General features: G+C 59.7%; 7 protein-coding genes. 1 reads left to right on the forward strand and 6 read right to left on the reverse strand.

Annotated features, from left to right (window positions below):
- The 6 genes from H5U38_11485 to H5U38_11510 all read right to left on the reverse strand — a co-directional run.
- A partial coding sequence (locus H5U38_11485) for a DUF2723 domain-containing protein (GenBank protein MBC7187645.1) occupies positions 1-323 on the reverse strand: 323 nt, incomplete at its 3' end.
- Between the two features lie 19 nt (positions 324-342).
- Positions 343-1,455 (reverse strand): glycosyltransferase family 4 protein, encoded by a 1,113-nt coding sequence (locus H5U38_11490; GenBank protein ID MBC7187646.1) that lies wholly within the window; start codon positions 1,453-1,455, stop codon positions 343-345.
- A complete protein-coding gene (locus H5U38_11495; protein ID MBC7187647.1) occupies positions 1,452-2,240 on the reverse strand; it encodes a class I SAM-dependent methyltransferase in 789 nt (262 codons plus the stop codon). Before H5U38_11495 ends, H5U38_11490 begins: the two co-directional genes overlap by 4 nt.
- A 208-nt stretch (positions 2,241-2,448) precedes the next feature.
- Positions 2,449-3,888, reverse strand: a complete 1,440-nt coding sequence (locus H5U38_11500; GenBank protein ID MBC7187648.1) for a B12-binding domain-containing radical SAM protein — start codon at positions 3,886-3,888, stop codon at positions 2,449-2,451.
- 19 nt (positions 3,889-3,907) lie between these two features.
- Positions 3,908-4,636: a MerR family transcriptional regulator gene (locus H5U38_11505; protein MBC7187649.1), complete on the reverse strand. Its 729-nt coding sequence runs from the start codon at positions 4,634-4,636 to the stop codon at positions 3,908-3,910.
- A 482-nt stretch (positions 4,637-5,118) separates the two neighbouring features.
- The gene (locus tag H5U38_11510) at positions 5,119-7,095 is read right to left on the reverse strand and encodes a DUF3857 domain-containing protein (GenBank protein MBC7187650.1); all 1,977 of its coding nucleotides are present in this window, start codon (positions 7,093-7,095) and stop codon (positions 5,119-5,121) included.
- 172 nt (positions 7,096-7,267) lie between these two features.
- Between H5U38_11510 and H5U38_11515 the strand changes: the two genes are divergently transcribed.
- A partial coding sequence (locus H5U38_11515) for a hypothetical protein (GenBank protein ID MBC7187651.1) occupies positions 7,268-7,594 on the forward strand: 327 nt, incomplete at its 3' end.

Below are 7,594 nucleotides of genomic sequence, written 5' to 3' on the forward strand. Positions count from 1 at the left end.
CTCGGTTTGCCCCGCCACAGAATCACCATGCGGACGATGACGAGGTAGAGGAATAGCACCGTGAGGGCACTGGCCACGGGCGAAATCAGATTCACTCTGAAGGCGATGTCCTTGGCAAAGGGGATCATCGAAAAGAGGCGCCCGAGAAGGATGTAGAGCGGCGCACCAGGGGGATGCGGCACCCCCAAGATGTACGAACAGGCGATGAACTCTCCACAGTCCCAGAACGAGACCGTAGGGGCGATGGTACGGAGATAGGTGAGAAAGGCAATCAAGGTAACTGCACCGCCCACCAGAGCGTTTAGCTTGCGATGATTGTCCATCAACGTGTCCTCCACCGAGTCAGCGTTTCAACTCCTCAGAGATAATCTCCAAGACTCGCGCCGCAGACTTCTCCCAACTAAACTCCGCTGCCCAGCGCTGGCCGCCCTCTCCTAATCGCGTACGCAGTGGGCGGTTTTGCAGCACCAGGCACAACTTTTGCGCCAAGATGTCAGCCCTGTCCCAGGGATAAAGGAGTCCCGTGCGTCCATCCACCACGGCGTCACGCAAACCAGGCGAATCGGCGGCGACCACTGGTACACCGCACGCACTGGCCTCCAACACTGTGATGCCCCATCCCTCCTTCGCAGAGGGATTCACCATCACCCACATGCTGTTCAGGAGCTCGGCCTTCCGCTCTTCGCTCACTGCCCCGGTGAAAGTAACCCGGTCTGCAATGCGGAGCTCTTCAGCGAGTCTCTGCAGCTCAGGGCGGGCATCCCCTTCGCCCACAATCAGCAGACGCGCCTCAGGCATTCTTTCAAGAACCAGACCGAACGCCACCAACAGCCTGTCGATGCATTTGTAGCGCTTGACCCGGCCAAAGTAGGCGACTGTGGGCTCTGCCGCCCTGAGTTCCGGCCTCGGCCGGCACAGCGAGCGATTCACGGCATTGTAGGCGATATCCTCAGGGCTACAACGCAGCCCAAGCGCCGCCAGTTCCCGTTGCGTGCTCTTGGAGACGGCAATAAAGCGCGTATGGCGATAAAGGCGCGGAATCAGCCTCTCGTGAGCCTCAACATACCGGGCGCGCAGTGGGCCAGTCTCCAATCGTATGGTCGGCCCGAACAGATGGTGCACAATCGCAACCACGGGTTGCCGCGCGTAGAGCGGGGTGTAGAACGGCACTTTGTTGATGTCTTCCAAGACCACGTCGAAGGTGTGGCTTCTGCACAGGGCGGCATAGAGAGCCGGCACAAAATAGTTGAAGACAGGACGAGGTCCTCTCCGGACAATCCGGATGCCATCTACTACCTCCTCTGGTGCGCACCCGCGAAAGGTGCAACTCAGCTGCGTCACCTCATGGCCCGCCGCGACGAGCCGCTTGAGAATCTCGTGGGCATGGACCTCCGCGCCTCCTCCAAGGGGGTGGCGGATGTCCTGCCAGTTGATGAGGAGAATCCGCAGACTCATCGAGCCTGCACCGGCCTGCGCGCCACCGCGCCGATATCAAGACAGGTGTTGAGCATCACCGGCCAGCGCAGCACCAGACCACGGAGGGTGGCGCGCACTGAGCGCAGAAACTTGCAGCTCGGCGGATACATGGGCAAGCGCACGCCGAGCCGTCGCAAACCTTCCCGGACCGTGCGATAGAGCAGACTCGGCCGCATGTAGTCTCCGTACATCCATAAAACCTCAAACCCGGCCCGTTGCATCACTGTCGCGAGTCCGCGCACGGTAAAATCGGTCTCCCATCCGGCAAACCACTTGTCAAGCGCCATGAGCACTCGCTTCAGCAAGCCGTAGATGTGGTACCGCTGGGGTACGTCGACCACCGCCACGCCGCCGGGGCGTAGCACGCGCAAGTTCTCCTGCAACAGCGGCAGCGGATCCCGGAAGTGCTCCACCAGACCTTGATGGAACACCAAGTCCAAGCTGCCACTCCGGAAGGGCAAGGCAAATGCGTCTCCGCGAACTATGTAGAGACCCTTGCGCCCGTGCGTCATGCCGCGCATCATCGCCACCGCCTGCTCCGCATAGTCGAGGAGAACGACTTTCCCGCCACGTTCTGCCAGCCGCATGCCATCGCGGCCGGTACCAGCTCCCACCTCCAAAGCCCAGTTGACCGGGAGCACACCCGCCCGCTCTATTTGCTTGACGACGCGATCCGCATTGGAATAGTATTCGTCCGGGGCAGCTCGTTCCCCCCAGTAAGACTCCCAGTGCTCGCGCCGTGACTCTTTTGCGTGGCTTCTCATCGGCGTTTCTTGCTTAGGTGGAAAAGTAGCAAAAAAACCCCAATAAGTCAAGGTAAAAGACTTAGGGGAGCAGATTCTCGGTAGGGTTTACAGTTCGGGTCATAGAGCGGTGGTGAAGCAGTAAGGATGTGAGCATGGTCTCCCATAAAAAGCTTGAGGGGCCTCATGATGCTGAGGCCCCTCCTTGCTGGCCGGTGAGTGCAAGCTCTCAGCGCGGCAGGTCCACCGCGACGTCCTGCCAGAACTGCGCCTTTATGCGTCCGCCCTTCTTCGCCCGCAACAGCTCAAGTAACCGCAAATAGAGTCCGTTCCTCTTGCGCCAGAGGCTGTTGAGGCGACGCGCATAGTGCGCAATGGCCACCTCCTCCAGGCGAAAAGCCAGCAAACGCCGCACCATTTCGGTCAATGAATAGAAGCGCTGGTGGGCCCAGATCTGAGCCATCTGCAATTCGATCAAGGAGAAGCCACGCGGTTCGAACACGACGTGGTGGGCATCGTACAAGCTCCAATCGTTGAAGGTTATGCGGCCTTCGGCCCGCAGCTCCTCGTAGCAACGACTGCCAGGGAGGGGAGTGAGGATGAGGAATTGAGCTGAGGCCAACTGATGCTTCTTCGCAAAGCGCACGGTTTCCTTGACCGATGCGAACGTATCGTGATCCAGGCCCAGGATGAACATCCCGTGCACATTGATGCGGTGGCGACGGAACACGCGGGTAGCCTCCTCCATTTCCGCCACGGTCTGATGCTTCTTGGTGGCCGCAAGGCTCGCCGGGTTCACCGTCTCGAATCCCACGAACACCGTGTGGCAGCCCGCGCGACGCATCAAGCGCACCAAGTCTTCGTCTCGCGTGATATCAGCCCGCACCTGGGTCGACCAACGGAACTTGAAGCCCTCGGCAATCATCGCCTCAAGGAGCCTGCGCGTATGGGCGGGGTTAGCCGCAAAATTGTCGTCGTAGAAGAAAACAAAGTTGCCTGGTTGGTTGTACCGCCGGAGCTCGGCGATGACGTTCTCGGTGGAACGAAAGCGGTACTTTCTGCCGAACATTCCCGTCACGGAACAGAAAGAGCAGTCGAAAGGACAGCCGCGGGAGGTCTGCACAGGGATGATGCGCTTACCCGCTACTTTCTTTCCTTTGCTCCTGACCAGCGAAAAATCCGGAAAGGGAATTTCGTCCATGACCACAGGTGGCGCGGGCACGGTGGTTGTGTAGGGTCTCCCGTCGCGCAGGTAGACAAGCTTCGGCACTTCGTCCAAGTTGCGCTTCCCAGCGACTGCTTCCAGCAACACAGGAAACGACGACTCTGCCTCGCCCAACATCACATAGTCGGCGTGGGCTAGGGCTTCCTCCGGCATGTAGGTTACATGCGGCCCGCCAAGCACTACCGGAATCCCCAGGTTGCGCACGCGCTCAGCAATGGCATAAGCACGAGGGGCAGTGGAGGTGACCGTAGAGATACCCACGAGATCCGCACTCGCCACTTCTTGCCAGTCTACTGCTCCTTGCTCTTCCACATAGACAGCGGCCTCCCAGCCCGCCTTCTGCGCGATGGTGGCCAATATGATAGTTCCCAACCGTGGAAGAGGAAAGCGTGTGAAGATGTGAAGGTTGGGGGCCTTTGGTTCGATAAGGATCACTTTTGCCATGATGGACTAGACCTCAAAGTTAGCTTTGCTTGCCTTGGCTGTCGGCGGCAGATTTGCCGGCGCCCTCACTGAACTTGTTAAGGAGCTGGGCCACCTCCTTTCTTTTCTTGCGCAGTAGGTCCTCCCACCGCTTGATGCCATCCTTGAGCGCCGCCATCCGTTCGTTGAGAGCGGCAATTCTTTCCTGCATCAATTCAAGACGCTCTCGCGCCTGTTCCTGGGTGTAGGGGGAAGTCCCCTCGCTGATGGCGAGAAAGTCGCGAAAGAGGTCTGAGGCCTCCTTGATCTCTTCAAGGGAATAGCCAAAGTTCTGCAGGTCTTTGATGAGGTTGCAGAGGTAAACGTACACGCGCGAGTAGAGACGGAAGCCGCCCGTGCTGCGCGCGTCGGGCTGCAAAATACCTCGCTCTTCCCAGTACTTGATGGTGCGGGCATTGAGCCCGGTCTTGTCAGCAAGCTCACCGACAGTGAGAAAATCGGTGACCTGTGTCTGCGAGCGTGGAGTCGCCTGCGAAGGCAACCCGACCTTGCGCACAATCTTTTGGATTGTCGCCAAGTCGTAGCCCAGCCTCTGCAGCTGCTGAATCTGCCGCGCCTCGTTGACGTGCGCCTCGGTGTAGAAGGGAATCTGGTTGTCGATCTTGCCCAGGTGGCGAATCAGACCCAGCTTTTCCCACTCGGCGAGTTCTTCTTCCGAAATGGATAGCAGAGAGATAAACTCCTGACGTTGGTAAATGCTCGTTTTCATACCTGTCCGTTTACGTATGGTCATGCCGAAGATATCAGTAAACGTGCACTAATATAGGCCTTTTTCCTGACACCGTCAAGCGATTTTCGCAGGCACGCTCGTTTTTTTTTCGCGCGCAAGAACAAAGGCCCCTGGCAACTGAGAGGACTTGCACTGGGATCCCTACATAGGGTGGTGTGAACGCGATGAAGGAAAAGTGGCGCAATAAACTCCTCGGGTGAAGCCCTCGGCGCCCCTCTTGGTCAATCTGCACCGCTAATGAGTCATCGCCTGCGCATGGGCGCCCTTCTACCCACCCACCTGCGGAATCGCCTGCCAAAGCGGGTCTCTGCAAGACCACCCCCCGAATCCGCCAAAACGGTCAACCCGAGACTGTGTCGACGGTTGCTTTGGCTGTGCACAGTGACAGTCACGAGAGGATCGCGTGGGCTCTGCTCTGGCAGAAAGGAGCCTCCGGCGCGATCTCCGTGGTCAGAACGCGCTCAGTCCCGTCCAAGGCGCACTTCACGCAGGTCCCCCAGTTCAACATTGTTTAGGAAGGTGCGAAAGGCAGGATACTCGGTTGGCGACACCTCTTCTCCGGACAAACTGTAACGAGCGCTCGCGAAGAGGCCGCTCGAGGTCGGGAACCATTGCCATTTGGCCGCCCCGTGGGCGCACGTGGTAGAGTCTGAAACCGGAGGAGAGAGCATCTTCCAGCCAGAAGGAGTGTCTGCGCTTAACAGAAACTCCTGAACCATGCCGAAGCGGAAGCGGATGGGGTGCACGCGCGTAGGCGACCGAAACAACTCCGGCAGGTCCAGGCGGCAGAACTGTGCGGGTCGCACCACAAGCTGCCCGGCACTTCGCATTGCAAAGGCGCTTGAGGAAAAGGAGTACGAAAAGCGCAGTGAGTCCGTGTCCGGCTCCAAGCCGGCAACGTGCCAGGATTTGAGCGTGATTGCAGGGCAACGACGAGCAAGGTGGCTCTCCAACCAGCGAGTCCGTTCGGCGGTGTTCAAAGCTGCCAGCTCTTTGCGCAGCTCATAGGCCGGCGCTCCACGCAGCACGGTCTCCCCATCCACCTCTGCACTCCCCTGCTCGTCGATGCGGGCATGCCACCGCTCGACTGTCTGGTTTTCGCTTGCAGGGCGCCGCGGCGTGCGACGCACTGAACCAGTGCCATCGCCCTTCACGTGCAGCACAAAGACGCCTTGGTCGTACCAGGGCAGACTGCCAAAAGGTGTCCCTTTGTCGGTAGGGTCGACCCACAAGCCACTGTCCCCAATTGCCGGGACAAAAACCATCGCATGATTGAAGTGGAAGGGCGAGGGCAAGGAGGTATCGGGCACCCCGTTCTGCCAGGTACTCACCAGCACCTGGTCAGCCTCTATGCCTACGGACGCGGCCATGGCGCACAGCAACGTTGCCATGTCCTTGCAGTCCCCGTATCGATTGGCCAACACTTCTTGCGCCGCGTGGGGCTGGAACCCGCCGATGCCGATCTCCACCGCCAAGTAGCGCACATTGTCCCTCACCCAGGTGGCCAGAGCCTTCAACTTGTCCATCTCGGTCTCGCAGCCGGCGATCAGCGTGCTGGCTAACCGACTGACCTGCTTGGTGGCCTTCATTTGCGGTGCGGCCAGGCCGTGATACCAGGTTGCCACGTCGTTCCAGGTCTTCATCCCGGCGGGGGACAACTCGACTCTGGCAAAGCACTCGCGCGGCGGGGGCATGGAAAGCTCGCGGCTCAAAGGTGGAATATCCTTCGCCTCCCACACGTAGGTCGCCTTGAAGCCGGCTGGTGCCCGTGTCACATGGGGCTCGAGTGCAAGACCGTGCACCCGGTAGATGAGCTCCCACTCCCCAGGCGCCAACAGCGTGAACCTCGATCGCAGCACCGGCACATCCTCCTGGAACACCCATGAGTGCCCAAAGCTTCTGGTTGGCGTCCGCACCCGGTAGCGGTATTCGACCACCGACCCAGGCTCGATGCCTGGGACTGCGAAGAGCTTTGCGCGCTGGTCAGAGTAGAAGACAAAACTGGGGTAAAGATTCACGTCATAGACCTTCTTCGGTTCCACTACGGAAATCTCACCCTGCGGCGAAATACACCTGGCCTGAAGTAACTCGACCCTGCTGTCCGCACCGTAGGGCACCGCCACGTTGGCAAAACGCTCGCCTCGACGGTTGAGTATCTTCACAATGCGGTGGCGCTCAAAGAGAGTAAAGCCCATTTGCCACTCGCCCGAGACCTCTACCTTGCCTTCATCGGCAAGCACCACAGCCTCGGCGTCGCCCGGCTCCTCGTGCTGGAGGAGCCTGAGTAGTTCCGGATCGCGCCAGCCGATGGTGCGTGCCCATTCCCCTCCGCGGGCGCACGCAAGGAAAAGCAAGGCAGCAGAAGACACTGCCGCTCCGAGCAGGCGCGCCGTGCGGCGGCGTCGGGCCGCCTCGCTGTCTGCACGGCCTCTTGTCATGCCACTGCGCCCTTTGGCTGCTTCTCTGACGATTCTGCCCCCCCGCGTTCCGCTAAACAAGGGAGATGATCGCGACACAAGAACTCGTTGCCTTTCTGCTCGCTGTTTATTACCTTAGTGACGGCAACACTCGCGGTCGTTTCGACCGTTGTGCCGGAGAAAACGTCGTTGGTTGTCGCGCTGGGTCTACTTTATCGGTTTACGCATGACCACACGAGAACGGTTTTTGGCCGCGCTTGAGCTCACCCCTGCTGACCGCCTGCCGAACCTGGAGTTCGGGTACTGGGAGGCGACCATCCGCCGCTGGCACAACGAGGGATTGCCACCCCATCTGTGCACAGGCGCAGAGGTCGAGGCCTATTTTGGCCTGGAAGGGGTAGAGACTTTTGACTACATCCCGGTCGTCAACGGGCTGTGGCCTCCATTTGCGCGCCAGGTCATCGCTGAGCAAGGGGGCCGCCGGCTCGTGCGCGACGAGAATGGCATCCTTTACGAGGAA

This window comes from Calditrichota bacterium, assembly GCA_014359355.1.
Lineage (GTDB): Bacteria > Zhuqueibacterota > Zhuqueibacteria > JANLFK01 > Oleimicrobiaceae > Oleimicrobium.